This is a genomic window from Mesorhizobium sp. RIZ17 (genome assembly GCF_051127865.1).
In the GTDB taxonomy this organism is placed as follows: domain Bacteria; phylum Pseudomonadota; class Alphaproteobacteria; order Rhizobiales; family Rhizobiaceae; genus Mesorhizobium; species Mesorhizobium humile.
This window is the reverse complement of record NZ_CP147861.1, coordinates 5213889-5230253: the sequence shown is the minus strand read 5'-3', so window position 1 is coordinate 5230253 and position 16365 is coordinate 5213889. Positions and strand designations below refer to the sequence as shown.

General features: G+C 59.1%; 17 protein-coding genes and 1 tRNA gene. 9 read left to right on the top strand and 9 right to left on the bottom strand.

The genetic code is table 11. The features are described 5' to 3' along the window. Window positions 1-24 precede the first annotated feature (24 nt). Entirely contained in the window at window positions 25-720 is a 696-nt protein-coding gene (locus WDX12_RS25365; protein WP_434722462.1) for an RlmE family RNA methyltransferase, read from the bottom strand. Continuing rightward, entirely contained in the window at window positions 717-2078 is a 1362-nt protein-coding gene (locus WDX12_RS25360; RefSeq protein ID WP_434722461.1) for a Ppx/GppA phosphatase family protein, read from the bottom strand. The genes WDX12_RS25365 and WDX12_RS25360 overlap by 4 nt, the downstream gene beginning before the upstream one ends. A gap of 264 nt (window positions 2079-2342) precedes the next feature. On the opposite strand from WDX12_RS25360, the gene WDX12_RS25355 reads away from it, so the two are divergent. After that, window positions 2343-3275 carry a lysylphosphatidylglycerol synthase transmembrane domain-containing protein gene (locus tag WDX12_RS25355; protein WP_434722460.1) on the top strand — a complete coding sequence of 311 codons (933 nt, stop codon included), beginning with the start codon at window positions 2343-2345 and terminating at the stop codon, window positions 3273-3275. A gap of 145 nt (window positions 3276-3420) precedes the next feature. After that, window positions 3421-3494 (top strand) — tRNA-Gln (locus WDX12_RS25350). Here WDX12_RS25350 and WDX12_RS25345 read toward each other — a convergent pair. The 3 genes from WDX12_RS25345 to WDX12_RS25335 all read right to left on the bottom strand — a co-directional run bounded on the left by WDX12_RS25345 (window position 3462) and on the right by WDX12_RS25335 (window position 6142). Continuing rightward, a complete protein-coding gene (locus WDX12_RS25345) occupies window positions 3462-5051 on the bottom strand; it encodes a recombinase family protein (protein WP_434722459.1) in 1590 nt (529 codons plus the stop codon). The two genes, WDX12_RS25350 and WDX12_RS25345, sit on opposite strands and share 33 nt — an antisense overlap. Window positions 5052-5102: 51 nt before the next feature. Next, the gene (locus tag WDX12_RS25340) at window positions 5103-5234 is read right to left on the bottom strand and encodes a hypothetical protein (protein WP_434722458.1); all 132 of its coding nucleotides are present in this window, start codon (window positions 5232-5234) and stop codon (window positions 5103-5105) included. A 203-nt stretch (window positions 5235-5437) separates the two neighbouring features. Then, window positions 5438-6142, bottom strand: a complete 705-nt coding sequence (locus tag WDX12_RS25335) for a hypothetical protein (RefSeq protein WP_434722457.1) — start codon at window positions 6140-6142, stop codon at window positions 5438-5440. 152 nt (window positions 6143-6294) lie between these two features. Here WDX12_RS25335 and WDX12_RS25330 point away from each other — a divergent pair, with 152 nt between their 5' ends. Next, entirely contained in the window at window positions 6295-6525 is a 231-nt protein-coding gene (locus WDX12_RS25330) for a helix-turn-helix domain-containing protein (RefSeq protein ID WP_434722456.1), read from the top strand. Here the strand turns inward: WDX12_RS25330 and WDX12_RS25325 are convergent. The 4 genes from WDX12_RS25325 to WDX12_RS25310 all read right to left on the bottom strand — a co-directional run bounded on the left by WDX12_RS25325 (window position 6470) and on the right by WDX12_RS25310 (window position 10407). Continuing rightward, window positions 6470-6736 carry a hypothetical protein gene (locus WDX12_RS25325; protein ID WP_434725779.1) on the bottom strand — a complete coding sequence of 89 codons (267 nt, stop codon included), beginning with the start codon at window positions 6734-6736 and terminating at the stop codon, window positions 6470-6472. The genes WDX12_RS25330 and WDX12_RS25325 overlap by 56 nt on opposite strands. Before the next feature lie 21 nt (window positions 6737-6757). Further along, window positions 6758-8302 carry a dGTP triphosphohydrolase gene (dgt, locus tag WDX12_RS25320; RefSeq protein ID WP_434722455.1) on the bottom strand — a complete coding sequence of 515 codons (1545 nt, stop codon included), beginning with the start codon at window positions 8300-8302 and terminating at the stop codon, window positions 6758-6760. Between the two features lie 194 nt (window positions 8303-8496). Next, on the bottom strand, window positions 8497-9891 hold the full coding sequence (locus WDX12_RS25315) for a hypothetical protein (RefSeq protein WP_434722454.1): 1395 nt from the start codon (window positions 9889-9891) through the stop codon (window positions 8497-8499). A gap of 207 nt (window positions 9892-10098) precedes the next feature. Next, window positions 10099-10407 carry a hypothetical protein gene (locus WDX12_RS25310; protein WP_434722453.1) on the bottom strand — a complete coding sequence of 103 codons (309 nt, stop codon included), beginning with the start codon at window positions 10405-10407 and terminating at the stop codon, window positions 10099-10101. A 51-nt stretch (window positions 10408-10458) separates the two neighbouring features. Between WDX12_RS25310 and WDX12_RS25305 the strand changes: the two genes are divergently transcribed. The 6 genes from WDX12_RS25305 to WDX12_RS25280 all read left to right on the top strand — a co-directional run bounded on the left by WDX12_RS25305 (window position 10459) and on the right by WDX12_RS25280 (window position 16179). Next, window positions 10459-11235 (top strand): endonuclease III domain-containing protein, encoded by a 777-nt coding sequence (locus WDX12_RS25305; RefSeq protein ID WP_434722452.1) that lies wholly within the window; start codon window positions 10459-10461, stop codon window positions 11233-11235. Window positions 11236-11251: 16 nt separating this feature from the next. Beyond that, a complete protein-coding gene (locus WDX12_RS25300; RefSeq protein WP_434722451.1) occupies window positions 11252-11593 on the top strand; it encodes a hypothetical protein in 342 nt (113 codons plus the stop codon). Between the two features lie 8 nt (window positions 11594-11601). Further along, entirely contained in the window at window positions 11602-12795 is a 1194-nt protein-coding gene (locus WDX12_RS25295; RefSeq protein WP_434722450.1) for a PfkB family carbohydrate kinase, read from the top strand. After that, window positions 12792-13388 (top strand): 7-cyano-7-deazaguanine synthase, encoded by a 597-nt coding sequence (locus tag WDX12_RS25290; RefSeq protein WP_434722449.1) that lies wholly within the window; start codon window positions 12792-12794, stop codon window positions 13386-13388. The genes WDX12_RS25295 and WDX12_RS25290 overlap by 4 nt, the downstream gene beginning before the upstream one ends. 448 nt (window positions 13389-13836) lie before the next feature. Beyond that, window positions 13837-14049, top strand: coding sequence for a hypothetical protein (locus WDX12_RS25285; RefSeq protein ID WP_434722448.1), 213 nt, complete (start codon window positions 13837-13839; stop codon window positions 14047-14049). Window positions 14050-15015: 966 nt separating this feature from the next. After that, window positions 15016-16179: a hypothetical protein gene (locus tag WDX12_RS25280; protein WP_434722447.1), complete on the top strand. Its 1164-nt coding sequence runs from the start codon at window positions 15016-15018 to the stop codon at window positions 16177-16179. The last annotated feature ends 186 nt before the right edge of the window (window positions 16180-16365 follow it).

Sequence of the window (16365 nt, the reverse complement as noted above, 5' to 3'; positions counted from 1 at the left end):
CCACAAGGGGAGAAGGGAGAGGCGCTACCCCTTGAACTCCTTGGCCAGCAGATAAAGCTCCACCGACTCATCCCGGGAAGCCGGCGGCTTGACGTGATGGACCGAGCGGAAATTCTGCTTCAGCAGCGACAAAAGCTCGTTCTCGGCGCCGCCCTGGAAAGTCTTGGCGAGGAAATGCCCGCCCGGCCTCAGGACGTGCAGCGCAAAATCGGCAGCGACTTCGCACAGATGCATGGTCCGCAAATGGTCGGTGCGGCGGTGCCCGGTCGTGGGCGCCGCCATATCGGACAGCACCACATCCGGCTGGCCGCCCAGCGCCTCGGCAAGTTTTTGCGGCGCATCGGGTTCGAGGAAATCCATCTGCAGGATGACCGCGCCCGGAACCGCGTCCATTTCGAGATAGTCGATACCGACGACATGCGGATTCTCCGCCGTCGACTTCGTCCGCGCGGCCGCCACCTGGCACCAGCCGCCGGGGGCAGCACCCAGGTCGATCACTTTCATGCCGGGCTTCAACAAGTGATGCTTGTCGTCGATCTCGATCAGCTTGTAGGCGGCGCGGGAGCGATACCCGTCTGCCTTGGAGCGCTGCACATAAGGATCGTTCATGTGGCGCTCGAGCCAGCGACGCGAGGATTCCTTCAGACCGCTCTTCTTCTTGATCCGGGTCTTCAGCACGCGAATGCTTCCCGAACCCGGCTTTTCAGGCTTCTTGCTCATGGTCGGCCGCCACGCCAGACGCCGTCATCGGCCATCAGCTCGCTCAGGATACCCTCGCGCAAGCCGCGATCGGCGACGCGCAGCCGCTCGGACGGCCAGACGCCCCGGATCGCTTCCAGGATGGCGCAGCCGGCGAGCACGAGATCGGCGCGGTCGGCGCCGATGCAGGGGTTGGCGCAACGCTGCTGGAAATCCCAGCCGATCAGCCGCTCGATCATGCGATCGACGCTGTCGCGGTCCATCCAGAGCCCGTCGACGCGGCGGCGGTCGTATCGCTCGAGATCGAGATGCACGCCGGCCAGCGTCGTCACCGTGCCGGAGGTGCCGAGCAGATGGAAGTTTGGACTGGCCAGCACATGCGCGAGCCTGTCGCGGCCGTCGAAGACCTTCAGCCGCGCGGCCACGTCGTCGACCATGGCGGCAAAGGTCTCGCGCGTGACCGTGCGTCCACCGAAGCGCTCGGCGAGCGACACCACGCCGACAGGCAGCGAGGTCCACGACACGATGTGGTTGGCGAGCCGAGGAGAGCGCCGTCCGGTCAGGTCGATCAAGGCAATTTCCGACGAGCCGCCGCCAATGTCGAACAGCACCACGCCCTGCGTGTCGCGCTCGACAAGCGAGCCGCAGCCGGAAACGGCAAGGCGGGCCTCGGTCTGGCGGTCGATGATCTCGAGCTTCAGCCCGGCCTCGCGCTCGACACGATCCAGGAACTCGACGCCGTTGGCGGCCGAACGGCAGGCTTCGGTGGCGATCAGCCTGGCTTTCCTGATCTTGCGGTTGCGTAGCTTGTCGCCGCAGATCTTCAGCGCCTCGACGGCGCGGTCCATCGCGGCCTGGCTCAGCCGGCCGCTGGCCGTGAGCCCCTCGCCCAGCCTGACGATGCGCGAGAAAGCGTCGATGACACGGAACTGGCCGTGACGGCCGGGCACCGCGACCAGCAGCCGGCAATTGTTGGTGCCAAGGTCGAGCGCGGCGAAAACCGGCAATTCCTTCTGCGGCGGACGTGGCGGGGACTGGGGCGGCCTTGGCTCGACCTGCGACGGCGCGCTCTGAGCCTGGCTTGCGGGAATGGCGGCGGGCGCGGCAGGCGGCGGGGCGCCGTTGTCATCGCGCGCAAACACCTTGCGACCGCGCCGGCGCTTGCGGCGCTTGCGCGTCTTGCCTTTCGGCGGATCGCCCTGCTGGTCGGCCAGGCTCGCGCCAGTCTGCCTCTGGTTGGCATGTCTGGGGTCGGCATGTCTTTGGTGCGCACCCGCGTGGCGGCTGAATCGCGCCGGCTGCGGGCCTGCCGACTGCGTCGGCAATGCCCCGGACATGCCCACTGCCGACGCGCCCGCGCCGGTATCGTGGTCTTCCACTTCAGTTCCTTCCGGCGCCGCGCGAACCGGGAACGGACGCAGCAGGCACCTCGATTTGTTTCAAGTTGGCGACAGAGTAGCAGTGCCCTTCGCAATCACCAAGAGCGCGAGGCCGAATTTCGCTGACGTCACATTTTGCCAGCGTCACGTTGGGGCAACGTCTTGCCGGTTGAATAGCCGGCTTCAATCAGGCATGTCTCAAATGAGGGTTCGAAGGGCTTGGGCACATCAAATCAATGAGCTGCAACGCATGATGACGACGCCATGAATTGGAGGCGCTATTTCTGGCCGGTCGTAGGCATCGCGGCCGTCGCGTTCTCGCTGTGGCTGCTCATTCATGAACTGCGCGGCATTTCACTCGACGATGTCTGGGCCGGCATCGCCGCCATCCCGCCGCGCGGCTGGGTGCTCGCGGCGCTGAGCTCGGTCGTCGCCTACGCCTCGCTCGCCGGCTACGACCACATCGCGCTGCTGCATCTCGGCAAGAAAGTATCGTGGCTGTTCGTCACGCTGTGCTCCTTCACCACCTACGCGGTGTCGCACAATATCGGCGGCTCCGTGTTTTCCGGCGCGGTCATCCGTTACCGTGCCTATGCCACGCGGGGGCTGACTGGCCAGGAAATCGGCGTGCTGGTGGCCATCTGCTGGTTCACCTTCATCCTCTCCAGCGTTTTCCTCGGCGGCCTCATTTTGTTGTTCGAGCCGCAGATCGTCGATCGTTTCACCGGCGCGCCGCACCATGGCGCTGTTTTCGCCGCCGGGCTCGCCATGCTCATCCTCGTCGGCGCCTACGCCTTCGGCAGCTGGCTGCATCTGAGGCCGCTCAAGATAGGCAGCTTCCAAGTGCATTATCCGGCGCTGCCGATCGTGGCGCGGCAATTGCTGGTCGGCCCGGTCGAACTGCTGGGGGCCGCCGCGATCATCTATTTTGTCCTGCCCGGGGCCGGCAATCCCGGCTATTTCGTGGTGCTCGGCGTGTTCATGGTGTCGTTCTCGATCGGGCTCCTCTCGCATGCGCCTGGTGCGCTTGGCGTGTTCGAGGTCGTCTTCCTCACCGGCCTTTCGGACATGGATCCGGTCGGCGTGCTCGCCGCGCTTCTGGTGTTCCGCCTGTTCTATCTGATCATTCCGCTGCTGATCGGCCTTGGCGTGGTGCTCTATTTCGAGCATTCGCAATACAGCCGCGGCGAGAGTTGAGGCCTTGCGAGCGCCCGAAGGAAGTGACCGGCAAAAAGGCTGCGGTTGATCTCAGTTGCGGGCTTGACTATTTTCGGATGGCGGCTACAAGGCAGCGCTCGCGGCACATGAGCCGCCCGCTTCGCGCGGTACCAGCCGCGCCTGCTGGGGAATAGGTTAACGGTAGACCCACGGACTCTGACTCCGTTAGTCCTGGTTCGAATCCAGGTTCCCCAGCCAAACTGGATGTCCTTTCGACAAAACGGCTCCCGAGGCTTGCACCGAAGATAGCGCAGTAGTCGTTTCAACAAGCAAATCAAATGGTTGTCGAAAGACTGCGCAAACCTCTCCGTCGTCCCACGTGCAGTTCGACAGTAGCAGATTCAGAAGCCGTTTCTTCTCACCTGGAGCTTGCTTGGCGAACAGTTGGCGGGCGTTGCGCGCCAGTTCCAGCAAGCGCACGCCTTCCTCCATATATGATTCCCCAGCGTCGCCGTGCCGTTCCAGTTCGCGAAGCAGGCGCGTCTGTTCGACTCGCCATTGTGCCGACATCCGGTCGTAGAAGGCGCTGTCGATGCGGCCATCAAGTTTGTCCAAGTACATTGCCTGCAGGCGATCCTCGAGGCGCTTGTGTTCCTTCTGACACCGTTGGATGGCCTGTTCCTGCTCTTTGCGCTCATCCGCATGGCTGGCCTTGAGGGCGTCGCGGACCCAGTCCAGCACCTCCTCGTCGAAATGAAGTTTGTCCAGCAAGGCGCCAAAGGTCTCTTCGAGGGCCTCCTCACGAACGTATTTGCGGCGGCACTCGGCATAGCCGCCGCGGCCTTTGTCACTGTGACCGGTGCAGTGGTAGTAGATGTATTTGCCCTTCTTGATCTCAGCCACGACCGCGCAGCCGCATTTGGCACAGGTCATCAGCCCGCCGAAGGCAAATTCGTAGCCATAAGAGTGGATCGGGGTCGCGTGCCGTCCTGTCAGCACGCCCTGGACCCGCTCCCACAGCTCGATCGAGACCAGAGGCTCGTGCTTGCCGTGGTGCAGCTTCCCGTTCCACCGAAATAACCCGGTATAGAGCCGGTTGCGCAAAATTGAGTGCACCGTGCTTACCGGAACCGGATTGCCACTCTTCGGATACACTAAGCCCTCGGCGTGCGCCGCCTTGGCGATTGCCTTGAGCGAATAGGCGCCGGTCGAGTAACGCTCAAACAGGCGCGTGATCATCGGCGCCTGCTCCGGATCAGGCTCAATGACCTTCTTGCCGTCGCCTCCTGTGACATTGAGATAGCCGAGCGGTGCCTTGGTCGGCCAGATGCCCTGCTCCGCCTTCTCCATCTGCCCCTTCCGGGCTTCCTCCGAGAGATTGTCGATGTAGTTCTTGGCCATCAACACCTTGATGCCGTGCATGAACTTTTCCGACGAGCGGGAGTCCTGGGAGAGGATCACGCCTTCCTTGGCGAGGTGGATCTCGACGTCGAGTTCGTCGAGCGTCACCCAATCCTTCAGATTGCGATAGAGGCGATCGGTTTTCTCGACCAGGATGACCCGCACGCCGGGGTGCTTGCGCAGATATTTGACCATTTCATTGAAGTTGGTCCGTCCGCTGCTCTTGGCAGTCTCGACGTCAATGAACTCTTGGGCGATGCCAAACTGTTTTTGGGCCGCATACTCCCTTAGCAGCTTGCATTGTGCCGGGATGGAAAAGCCCTCTTTCTCCTGTTCCTTAGAGGAGACCCGAGCATAGAGCAGAGCTTTCACCAAGCCACCGCGAATGGCGGTCTGTACAGCCTTCTTGACCATTTCTGAGCCTCGTCTCCTGACCAACCCGGCGGAGCGAGGTGAAATCCTCGCTCATTCCATATCTTGCCATTCGGCGAGGAGGCGGAAGAACCCGGTGACGTTTTCAACGATTTGGCGCGCGTTCTCTTTAGAGAGCTTTCGGCCCGTGCGCTGCTCGAAGAGCTCGACAGTCCGATCCAGCACAGCGCCGTCTCCCGAGCGGCGTCGTGGAGACTGGGTCATCTCAACTGACGGACAAGCATTCCTCAGTCTCTTCATCGTCCCTGCCCGATTTCAGGCGCTTTGCAGCACCAGGCTAGGGTCGCCGATCTCTCTCCAATCTCGAATGGCCGATGTGTGCGCTTTAGCCGCCCTTTCCACGCTCCCCCCTTGGACGGCTAGGGGGCCTACCCTTCCCTTTCCGAGTTCCGTCGGTCTGGGCGCGGGCGAAAAAAGTCTCGATCTGCTGACGCGAGCGCACTCTCTTTGCCCAGCCGCATGACATCACCGAACGCTGAGCGAATCTGCGGCCAGGGAAACTCTGCGCCTCCCTCCCGCACCTCGCTTTCAAGAAGTACCGCATTCAACTTGGCCGCTACGCCGGTAAGGCAGGTGGCGGGTGCCGCAGCCAAGGCTTCGAGCAATTTTTCGGCTCGGTCAGCCGCCTGTCTTTCCGCGTCTGCCACGGACGAATACCCAACTCGCCTATCGGCAGCATCCCAGCGTGCTTGATGGGCCGCTAACCGGGCTTCTGCCTTGGCGCGAGCATCATCGGCTTTGGCGTCAGCGCCAAGCACCTCGCGGAGTGCTCCGATAGAATGAACCGTTACATTCTCGCCACCGGGCAACTGGACGGTCGCACAGGGGAAGCCGACGGTCTTCACGAGCGTGCGCTCTAGGTGCGCACTTTGATCACACAGACGCTCGCTCTCTTCGCGAGCATTGCGCCATTCCCGCCAGATCGCCAGCACGGGATCGGAGGGAATAGCTGCTGATGCTGCCTCACCGGCAAGTGCATCCCACTCGCATCCTGCAATTGCAAACGCCGTTACACCAAGTACCTTCCTGCGGGTGACGAAAGACAAAGGCGTGGTATTGTCGGAATCAGCCATGATCCGAGTTCCTAACAGCTTGGGGCGTGGCAAGGCTGCTGAGTGGTCGTAACACCGTCAGCAGCCGAAGAAAGCGCCGCCTACAATCGTATCAGGGTTACGATATCTTAGATGACGATGCAGATCAACGTAAATCGTATCGATGTTACGAAATGAACATCATCCAATGCAAGATGGCTCGGGTTGCCCTCGGCTGGGGGACGAGAGACTTGGCTCGAAATGCTGGAGTATCACCCGATACCGTCGCCCGATTTGAGCGGGGTGAACAACTGAAAGAAACTACCCTCGCTGCGCTCCGGGACACGTTCGAAGCAGCCGGGATAGAGTTCATTCCAGAGAATGGCGGCGGCGCTGGCGTTCGTTTATCTCGCAATCAGATATGACGCTCTTGATCTGAGTTGGGAAAGTGCCTTCGGCGATCTTCGATATATGGTCGAGCGGCACAAGCCGCTCCGGACAAGCACAGTTTCGAGACGGATGATGCCATCCTGCACGGATCCAGCTCGCTTGCATAGCGGATTGTTCGCCATGAAGTTGGCCAACGCCAAGCACGCTGGTTAATCCTATCCGGCGGCGCAAGTCAAAGCCGCTCATCCTCAAATTCGGCGGTCTCTGTCAGATCGGCTTGAACATGCTTTCCGCTGAGTCGGATTTCAAACGCGCCCAGAACTCAATGGCATACCGATCCGTCATCCCCGCCACGAAATCGCACACTTCGCGAGCCCGTCCAGTGATGTTGTCTGCCCTGTTGAAACGCTCTCTTACGTCCTCTGGCATCAGAATATCGCCCTTGTCAGCCATCAGCGCTTCGAAAAGATCGGTCACAACATCGTAACCTCGATATTCGCCCAGCTTCACGCGCGGGGCATAGATAGCGGCCTCGTATGTGTATTGTTTCAGGACCTCCTTTCGGCGCAATCGCCCTTTGGACAGCTTCACCTGGCTCAGAGGTGGACATTGCTCGTTGTAATCCAGCTCGACTGACGAGATGAATTCGTGCACCAACTGCGACGACAACTCTGTCCGGTTGTAGCCGTCATCACTGATCAGCCTGGACGTCTTATAAACGGCGGTAAATCGCTTGAACCCTTCCCGCTCTGCCTCCAGCTTCTGTCTTCTGGCCACTTCGGCTGGCTGCAGACTGTCGCGATCCTCTTGGCCGGCCATTTCAGCGCCACTCGGAATCCCAGTCGCATCCAGCCCCTCGCTATTGGGCTCGCCCTGGAACAGTCCGGCAAAAATATCGAAGAATACGTCGAGCACATCTTCCTTGCTGACCTCCTCCTTGATCTGCTTCGATACGCTCGCCGCAACCTTTTCCAACAGCGCATCCTTGGTCGCCAGTATCTTCGCAGGGCTGAGGAACCCGACCTTCAGGCAGTCTTCAAGATCGTAGACGGAATATGCAATGTCGTCTGCCAGATCCATTATCGAGCATTCGAGCGACTTGAACTCTTTTCCGCGCTTCAGTTTGAAGTCGCCTATTACTGAACTTTTGATGTTCTCGACGATCGTTTTTTCCGTAGCGTAGTAGCCCTTCTCGACCTTTGAGCCTTCAGGGCGCACGGCTTTGATCATGTTGTCGTACTTCAGGACAGAAGCCAGCGTCCGATGGCAGAGGTTTAGACCGGCCCTTATATCGCCACCGCCATCGAGAGCTTTGGCGTATTTGACCTTCTTCTCCAGCCTGGTCAGGATTCGCAAGGTTTGGGCATTGCCCTCAAACCCGCCATATTCGAGCATCGCATTGTCGAGCGCCCGTTCACCGTTGTGACCAAATGGCGGATGGCCAATGTCGTGAACCAGACCAGCGGCGAAACACAACCTGACGTCAATAGGTTCAGGCAAAGTACTCTTGTATGTGTGGTTGATGAACTCGGCTATTCCCTGGGCGATCTGGGCCACCTCAAGTGAATGTGTCAGCCGGCTCCTGAAAAAATCGGACTCGCGGCTGGGGAATACCTGTGTCTTTCCCTGCTGACGGCGGAAGCTAGCGCTGTGAATGATCCGACCGTGATCTCGGGAGTAATTGTGCCGGTAGTCCTTATCTTGGGGGTCCGCGTTTCCGCGGACCACCTCCCTGGTTTCATCGTTGCTCGTATAGAGCTTAATCTTGCTTTTCGGCGCCGTTTTTGACGGGCTCTTTGGCGGCTTTGCCATCGTTCTCTGTCTCTTCCCTCATGCGGCGTTCGAAGCGCATGCGAAGAGCCCTATCCAAGGTTCCGAGCTGCGACTCAGCATCTTTACGAGCGTTTGCGACAGCGGTCAAAAGCATCTTCGTTTCCCTTCGTTTGGCATTGTGGATACTTAATATTTTTATCGTGTTCTTATTATGTTCCGTTTTCCCGCTAGCGTCAATTAGAGGCTTGGTCGGCAACCAGACGCATTCGCGTCGGCACGCTAGCCTGTCGGACGACATCCGCGATGTGACTTGTCAGGCCGACCTCCCCCTCCAATATCAGGCCATGGCCGAACGGAATCATTCTGAGAGTTACTCGTAGCGCTTCCAAGCCATCTCGAACATCGAAACTTTTCCATTCCGCAGCATCACCTGGGACAATTGTTGCACCAGATGAAACGCTGCGCCCCTTATGTAGTTGCAGCAGCCACGCAGCGCGGCCGTCATATGCCCATTCGAATCTCACCGCACCAAGTTGAGCGGAAGTTCGTTGATAGAGAGTTTCAACTGCACTCAAAACTTCGGGTGGAAGTTCTTGAGGCGCCCTCTTCCCGAGCATGAAAGCGTCGCCGGCGCCAATAACTCCCTCGACGTGGAGCTGCCCATCAGCGTCGCAAATCGCAGCGCCCGACCAGGTTGCGGGGACGCCTTCCTGCGCGATGATCGACGCAATTGCACGATGATCGGGGTCCTCCGCATTCAGGAGCTTGAACGGGTCAATCCAACCTCGAACAGTGGTGAAATGGCCCGGCACCTGTTCGGTCGGACATGTCCGTGTCCAAATTTCGCGGGTGCCTGTACTATCGCCGAACGAGAATGGAGCGACCCGGCGAGAAATAACTGTCGTTCGCGGCACCGGCACGCCGGCAAGATGACCGATCAACAACCCGTATGCCTTGTCTCCAAGCATACGCGAGAAGCCATTTGGCCATCTCGGCTCCACGTCAGCGGCATGCATGGCTTCATTCTCACCGAATTCCCAATATATGACATGGGATTGACGATAGCCGCGCGGCTTGGGGTGAAGGCTGAACTCAAGGCGCGCGGATTTTGCTGAAGCAAAATCGGGACCAAATCCGTAGACTATGTCGAACAGCCGGCTCGCCCAGTCAGAGCGCAGTGCCGCAAAACCCGCCTTCTCGACCCCGCGTGGCGTAACATCGGGACCAAATTCAACGATGTCATCAAGGATCACCCCCGAAACTCCGCCATCGCTGACATCGATAGTCTCGTTGACAATCGTGAACCAGCCTGCGGCAGAGAGACGCTCAACCGCAGCTACGACATCAAGTGGCGAGGAAAGTCCGTAGAGAAACTCAGCACTCTGAGGCTGGTGTTCATTGAAGCTCCGGACGTTGAGCGTGCCTTCGACGCTCCTCAAAAAGAGAGCCCCGATCGCCTCCGCCGGCGTATCGAAGTGCTGATCGGCCGGCAGCCCAGCGAGCCGGGCAAACTGCTGTACCGGAGCCCCGGCTTTCGGTGCGAAGCTAACGAATTGCGCGACATTGAATTGTTCGGCCAATCGAGCCAGCACAGCATCCTTGCGGAAGGCGGAAGGGCGGTCGCTCATGTGGCTCAATCGATCAGGCATGACAATCGGTTCATTGGTCTGGCCCGGAAACGGACACGACGAGAAGATGTGAGGCCGCCACCTTAGCGCCTTTTGTACGAGCTGGACCAGCAGCGACGGCTCTATCGTGTGGAAAGAGTGCTTCTTGACGTCGCAGGACGCCAAGTTGCCACCATGCGACAGCGGCCACTATAGGCTCGGTGCGCCTCACGACATACCGGCCAGACCGCGAAGAATATTCATTATATGCATTCTTCTCTCCGGTTTTGCCCTAGCAAGGCGCTGAACGATTGCCTCGATCTCTGCATCGGAAGCCACTTCCGTCATAGAATGGGATGAAAGCCAAGCTGTCAGCTTCCGCTCCAACTTATCGGTCATTTTAGCACGATGATTCAATATTTTACTGATGTATGATTGCGTGTAACCACAGGACAATGCCAGCTGGACCTGGCCTACCCCTAGCCGGTCCATCGCCTCTCGTATCTCGTTCAGCAGAGCCGTATTTTCCGTTGTCATTTTTGATCATAATTTGCTATGATCTTTATGAATAAGGATTGAGACTAAGGGATGCAACAGGTTATTTCGCTGAAGGATGGGCAGCCGATCTTCCTGCATCTGCCGGATGCCGATGCCGAGGTTATGCCGTCGGTTCCTTGGGGGGATTTCGCGGCAGTGTTCACGCCGGCTTTCTGGGCAACGCAAGCTTGGATGGATGCGCTTGACACGCCTGACGAGAACGGACTGGGCGAAACTCTCGCAGAGGAAGTGGCCGCGTGCCTTCTTGGCGGGCACGGCGCACCTGCTGAGGTTGGCCTTGCCGCATACGATCGCGTCCGCTCCTATATGCGCGTGAACGGCCCCCGCCTGACTCTGGCCCAGGCGGAATCACTGCTATCAGAACCGTTATCAGTCCTCGGACGATCCGTGAGATACCGGTTCGCAAAGCAACGTGCAGGCTACTTGCACGGATGCCTGGAAGGCGTTGCTCTGATTGACGAGGCCCAGTTGAACGACAGAGAGTTGCGCGATAGCCTTTGTACCTTGCCCGGGATCGGGCCGAAGACCGCATCATGGGTAGTTCGCAATCGTCGACGCAGCGACTATGTCGCTATACTCGACGTTCACATCATCCGTGCCTGCTGCCAAATAGGCGTTTTTCCTGCAAAGGCGAATCCAGCTACCGATTATTTCAGACTGGAGAAGAAATATTTGGATTTCAGCTCTGCGATTGGAGTCCGGGCATCAATGCTGGACGCCGTAATGTGGAAAGTCATGCGAAGCGTGCATCCGCGCTTCTTAAGAACATTGATGGATGTTTCGAATCAGGCTCTAGTTCCGAACTAGGCGAGGAGGACTAGACATGAGCGGTGGCGGCGGAGGCAGTGGACGGAGCGATCTCGGTCCCGCTGTCGGAGGAGGATTCGATCAATGCAGCCGCGAGTACCAGGCCCCCATTAACAGTCCGAAGCCTTCGGTACTTGGAGCGCTTAATGTCGGCAACGTTCTAGATGTCGATGTTGTGGCCATAGGTAGTTCGTCAACGCTGGTCGTACGGGATGCTGGCGGAAACCTCGGCGGGTCACTCACGTTCGTTGGCTATCTGCAGGTGATCAACTGCATCGTCCAGCAGGGGGTGCTGTATAAGGCCGAGATTCTGTCGATCTCCGGCGGCGTCTACACGGTCAAGGTCTACCCGGTGTGAGCAGAGACGTGACCGTTGCAGGCGGCGTCTACCATGAGCGCTGCCTGCAACCTGAATGGGATCGTGTCTTAGGGTCGGCAGGTCGCGGCGCGTTTTCGATTGCGCAGCTTGCAAGTGGCCGCGTGCAACTACGAGGCTACGCCAACAGCCGGCTCAGCGACCGGATCGCTGTTGAGGCAGAACTCGCTGACGTTCAACTGGATCTCCTAAGTACCGAGCAGGCGGTCACTTTCGATTATGTCCATACGCTCTCGGTACCACATATCTCGCCGCCACCGGCGTTGCTGAAGAGACTTCCAAACATCAAAGTCGAGAACAACATCGTCATCCGTTACGGGATGATCGAATCAGACGTCATCGCGTCCGCGAACATAGCAGTGTACGACCCTCAGTCCGCGTTCGACGCCCAACCGTTCAGGAGAAATGGTTCGTCGGCAGCTAGGCTCGGTGTAGTTCTCAACCGGTTGGAGATGCGGTCCATCACTGGGACTGACGATCCGCGCGACGGCGCCAATTGGCTGTTCCATAATGACGGCGCCGAAGTCGTCGTCTTGAAAATGGGCGCACTGGGGGCATTGGTCCTCACGCCTGAGCGCCAACAACGGGTTCCACTCTACGAATCTGATTCAGTCTGGAAGCTCGGGTCAGGCGACGTGTTTTCCTCAACGTTTGCCGGCTTGTGGGCGGTTCATGGGAAGGAACCGTCCGAAGCCGCGGATTTGGCGTCGCGCGCAACCGCTTGGTATTGCAACTCGCGAACCCTTCCACCTCCCACTCCAGATAGTTTGATGTCCGCCGGGGCAAAACCGATCAAGCCTGGCTCTGGACGCATATATCTTGCCGCACCGTTCTTTGACCTTGGACAACGCTGGCTGGTCGAAGAGGCGCGGCTCGCACTTATTGATGCTGGAGCAGACGTCTTCTCGCCCGTACATGAAATCGGCCCAGGCAAGGCCGACGTCGTCGCTCCGGCGGATTTGATCGGTTTGGACGGCTGCGATGTCGTCTTTGCCATACTCAACGGCATGGACCCCGGAACTGTCTTCGAAGTCGGGTACGCGAAAAGAAAGGGCATCCCGATCGTTGCACTGGCGGAGAACGAGAAGGAGGAAGACCTAAAGATGTTCGTGGGCTCTGGCGCAATGGTCGCACAGGACTTCGTGACCGCGATCTACAAGGCGATATGGAGCCTGCCTAAATGAAGACGGCATTGCTACTCTCTGGAGGCATGGACTCGGTTAGCATCGCTTGGTGGAAGCGTCCGAACGTTTGTATCACCATCGACTATGGGCAGAAGCCGGCTGAGGCCGAGATCATCGCCGCTGGCCAAGTCGCGCGACTCCTCAATATCCCTCACGAAGTCATTCGAGTTGATTGCTCGGCTCTAGGATCTGGGGACATGGCGGGCAGTGCGCCGTCTGAGGTCGCGCCAGTGTCAGAATGGTGGCCATTCCGCAATCAGCTCCTGATCACCCTCGCTGGCATGGCCGCTGTGAACACCGGCATTAAGCGCTTACTCATCGGCGCCCTCGCCACCGACGGCGTGCACGCCGACGGGCGTCCCGACTTTGTCGAGCATATCTCGAAGCTGCTGGCGCTTCAGGAGGGCGGCATCATCGTAGAAGCTCCGGCAATAGAGCTGGATGCGGTCGAACTGGTGCGAACCTCCGAGATCGACCAAGCGACCCTCGCCTGGGCGCACTCGTGCCACGTTGGGAATTACGCCTGCGGCAAATGCAGGGGTTGCGTGAAGCACTACAACACTTGGTCGGCTCTTGGCTGGACGCCTCACTGAAGAACCTGCTCCGAGGGAGCAGCCTCTTGACTGGTCTGCCTGGTTACCGGCAGGCGCGGTGATACGCGAGCTTCCAAAGCCGGAAGAGCCGTATGATCGGTCATTTATAGACGTAATGGAGTCGCGGCGATCCGCCACTGGAGGGCCCGTAAGCTGGCAAGACATTGAAGCGTTGCTTTGGTACGCATCCAGGACCCGCGAATTATGTGGGATCGGACGTGCCGGCGTGCCTTTGGAACACCGGATTTCACCCTCCGCAGGTGGATTGCACGCCGTCCAGATCATTTATCAGATGTCGAACAGCGATCATGCAGCACGCGCGTATCTGCCCACGAGACACGCTGCAGCTTTACTCAGCGCCTCATCCCAGGCAGCCGAACTCAACAGAGAGCAGGTGAAGGGGGTATTGGGAACCGCCTCAGGGTGCACCCTTCGGTTGGTAGCAGACATGTCCAAAGTCGATGCAGCCTATGTGAATGGAGAAAGCTTGGCCTGGCGCGATGCCGGTGTTATTTGCGCGACCCTAAGTTTCGTAGCGGAGTGGCTTGGCCTGCGCTCCAACGTGCTGGGTTTCTCAGGCAACGCCTATCTACCCTTGATTGGGTTTCCAATGAACCGCTTCATGGCAGTCGGGGGTGTTCAAATCTCCAGTTATGCGTAATGGTCGCACCAAGTGGAAGAGCAAGGCGTGGCCGTTGATACTGGACGTGGCAATACGGCGGTTGCTCATTCGTGTCAGGATTGAGAGCCCCCCGTGGCAGTGGGCAGCCAGTGCGGCTGGCCAATGCACAGCGCCTGGATCGCGGACGGGATGTCGAGCTCGACTGCCCTACGACGGAAGCTTCAACTGGTGGCAGCTTGTCGCAACTGGGCGCTACCATTGGGACCGTGGAGGATATGCATTCGCAACGCGAACGATGGCGCCAGCCGACGAGCCTGCGCTCGGCCGCCATCCTACGGCCGACGCTGGCAACGTCGGCTCTCGGGGCGTGGTGAAGCACTTCTGCGGCAGTCGTGTCGACCGCCCCTCGCGGGCCACCAGACCTCGAGGACCCGGCAGCTCGGTTATCGCCGACGAGAGGGATCTCAGCGGTCCCATCTGACCATGCCCCCGTCCCGGCCCCACGCTTCCTCAACTGCCCGCCGAGGGGTCGCACATTGCATTAAGCCTTGGAAATCGCGCAGAAATCGCGGTTCTCGCAATGTGCGGTCAACATACGCACATTGCGAAATCACCTCGTAACCCATTGAAAAACAAAGACACAACCGCAGCGCAAAGTGCTCCCTTTTATCTTGCCATCGCTCTTCGATCGTATTTCCTGGCCATCGCTCAACAGCACCAAACCTCGCTCGGCCACGCGGCAATGTCGGGCTTCCCACCGCTGCGCGAGGAACTACGAAAGGAAGCAGATCGCCTCTAGAGCGCCCCGCTGCTGCTCACCGAGAGCGCTGCTTCAGCTGCAGCCAATCTGCAGCTACCTTGATGATGCAGGCGCATCCCTGGCGAGATCGATCGCACGTTGGAGTTGCCAGAATTGACCTTAGACGGCACGGGCTGGCCTGTCATATCGACACTGCGAAGGCGTGCCAAAAGCAACCTCGTTGAACAAAATGGAGGTAAGGCGACGTGTGGCAGAACGACATCCTTGTGTTGCCTGACGACCTGATTGCGTTCGCATGGTCTGCACCGATGCGGGACTTGGCGGCGAAGCTCGAACTGTCCGACGTCGGGCTGAAGAAGCTGCTGACGCGGTGTGGAGTTGCGTCGCCGCCGCAAGGCTATTGGAACAAAATACGTGCCGGAAAGAAAGTGCCAGCATTACCGAAGGCGCCACCGCGGCGCCCCGGTGAAATGGGCCGAGCAAGTGTCGACGCGCGCTTCAAAAAGGTCCTGCCGATTGCAGCCCCTCTTGCATCCAATGGGCCATTTGCATCCGCGCTGGTTCCAGAAGACCTCGACGAACTCCACGCACAGGAATTGCAAGCGATTGGCAAAGCTTCCGTCCCGCACGGGTTGGACAGGCCCCACAAAGGGCTCGTTCAAATACTCAAGCAGGAGCAGCGCCGGCGCGAGAAAAATGCAGAACGCGAGTGGACTTTTGACGAACCCAAGTTCGACAATCCGCTAGGCAAGCGACGATTGAGAATCTTCAACGCATTGTTCTTGGCGCTCAGCAAGCGCGGCCACGAAGGGGGTGCCTACGAGCGCGATGGAGAAATTCACGCGGGAGCCGCCATCGGCGACACACATGTTGGGTTGGACATTGGAATAGTCGGCAGCCACCGCACCGTGCGTCAGCACGGGTACCTCCGGCCGGCGCAGGACTTGCCAGCATCAACGCCGCTTGCCCTGCGGGTCGACCCAGGTTTCGACGGCAAGAATGCGGTTTCTTGGCAGGACGACGGTGACACAAAGCTTGAATCTAGGATTGCTGAGATCGCGGCTGCGGTCATCGTAGCTGGCGAGAGAAAGTTTCGGCTTAGCCTGCGGGAAGCCGAGGAGCGTGCAGAGCGGGAGCGGATTGAAAAGGAGAAACAACGCCAGGAATGGCTCGTCCAACTTAACCAAAAGCGCCTGCAAAACCTTCGGACCAGCGGCGAGCTTCTACGTCAAGCCGAAGACATTCGTGCGCTTGTGGAGCGCGTCCGTCGCGCAATCGACGAAGGTTCGGCTGAGATCGCCCCCTCGGTGCTGGAAGCTTGGCAACGTTGGGCACTCGCAGAAGCGGACAGGATCGATCCGCTACGATCTGGTCAGATTTTGACGCATCTAAATGAGCCGTCGTTATAACGCGTCGGCAATATCGGTCACGGCAAGATTGAGACTTCGCCTTCATTGATCGCCAACAATCCCGGCCATTTGGACGGGTCATTTTGGGGGGTTCCCTTTGCCCACACCCTTACCGCTTCAGGGGGGATTGCATCGTATGAGGCGACACAGCCTGATTGTTGGACGACTTGCGCAAAAACCCGTTCG

What these genes read in the sequence shown, in the direction of transcription:
- WDX12_RS25365 (WP_434722462.1), bottom strand. Translation starts at nt 720, where the DNA reads ATGAGCAAGAAGCCTGAAAAGCCGGGTTCGGGAAGCATTCGCGTGCTG.
- WDX12_RS25355 (WP_434722460.1), top strand. Translation starts at nt 2,343, where the DNA reads ATGAATTGGAGGCGCTATTTCTGGCCGGTCGTAGGCATCGCGGCCGTC.
- WDX12_RS25345 (WP_434722459.1), bottom strand. Translation starts at nt 5,051, where the DNA reads ATGGTCAAGAAGGCTGTACAGACCGCCATTCGCGGTGGCTTGGTGAAA.
- WDX12_RS25335 (WP_434722457.1), bottom strand. Translation starts at nt 6,142, where the DNA reads ATGGCTGATTCCGACAATACCACGCCTTTGTCTTTCGTCACCCGCAGG.
- WDX12_RS25330 (WP_434722456.1), top strand. Translation starts at nt 6,295, where the DNA reads ATGAACATCATCCAATGCAAGATGGCTCGGGTTGCCCTCGGCTGGGGG.
- WDX12_RS25325 (WP_434725779.1), bottom strand. Translation starts at nt 6,736, where the DNA reads ATGAGCGGCTTTGACTTGCGCCGCCGGATAGGATTAACCAGCGTGCTT.
- dgt (WP_434722455.1), bottom strand. Translation starts at nt 8,302, where the DNA reads ATGGCAAAGCCGCCAAAGAGCCCGTCAAAAACGGCGCCGAAAAGCAAG.
- WDX12_RS25315 (WP_434722454.1), bottom strand. Translation starts at nt 9,891, where the DNA reads ATGAGCGACCGCCCTTCCGCCTTCCGCAAGGATGCTGTGCTGGCTCGA.
- WDX12_RS25310 (WP_434722453.1), bottom strand. Translation starts at nt 10,407, where the DNA reads ATGACAACGGAAAATACGGCTCTGCTGAACGAGATACGAGAGGCGATG.
- WDX12_RS25305 (WP_434722452.1), top strand. Translation starts at nt 10,459, where the DNA reads ATGCAACAGGTTATTTCGCTGAAGGATGGGCAGCCGATCTTCCTGCAT.
- WDX12_RS25300 (WP_434722451.1), top strand. Translation starts at nt 11,252, where the DNA reads ATGAGCGGTGGCGGCGGAGGCAGTGGACGGAGCGATCTCGGTCCCGCT.
- WDX12_RS25290 (WP_434722449.1), top strand. Translation starts at nt 12,792, where the DNA reads ATGAAGACGGCATTGCTACTCTCTGGAGGCATGGACTCGGTTAGCATC.
- WDX12_RS25285 (WP_434722448.1), top strand. Translation starts at nt 13,837, where the DNA reads ATGTCCAAAGTCGATGCAGCCTATGTGAATGGAGAAAGCTTGGCCTGG.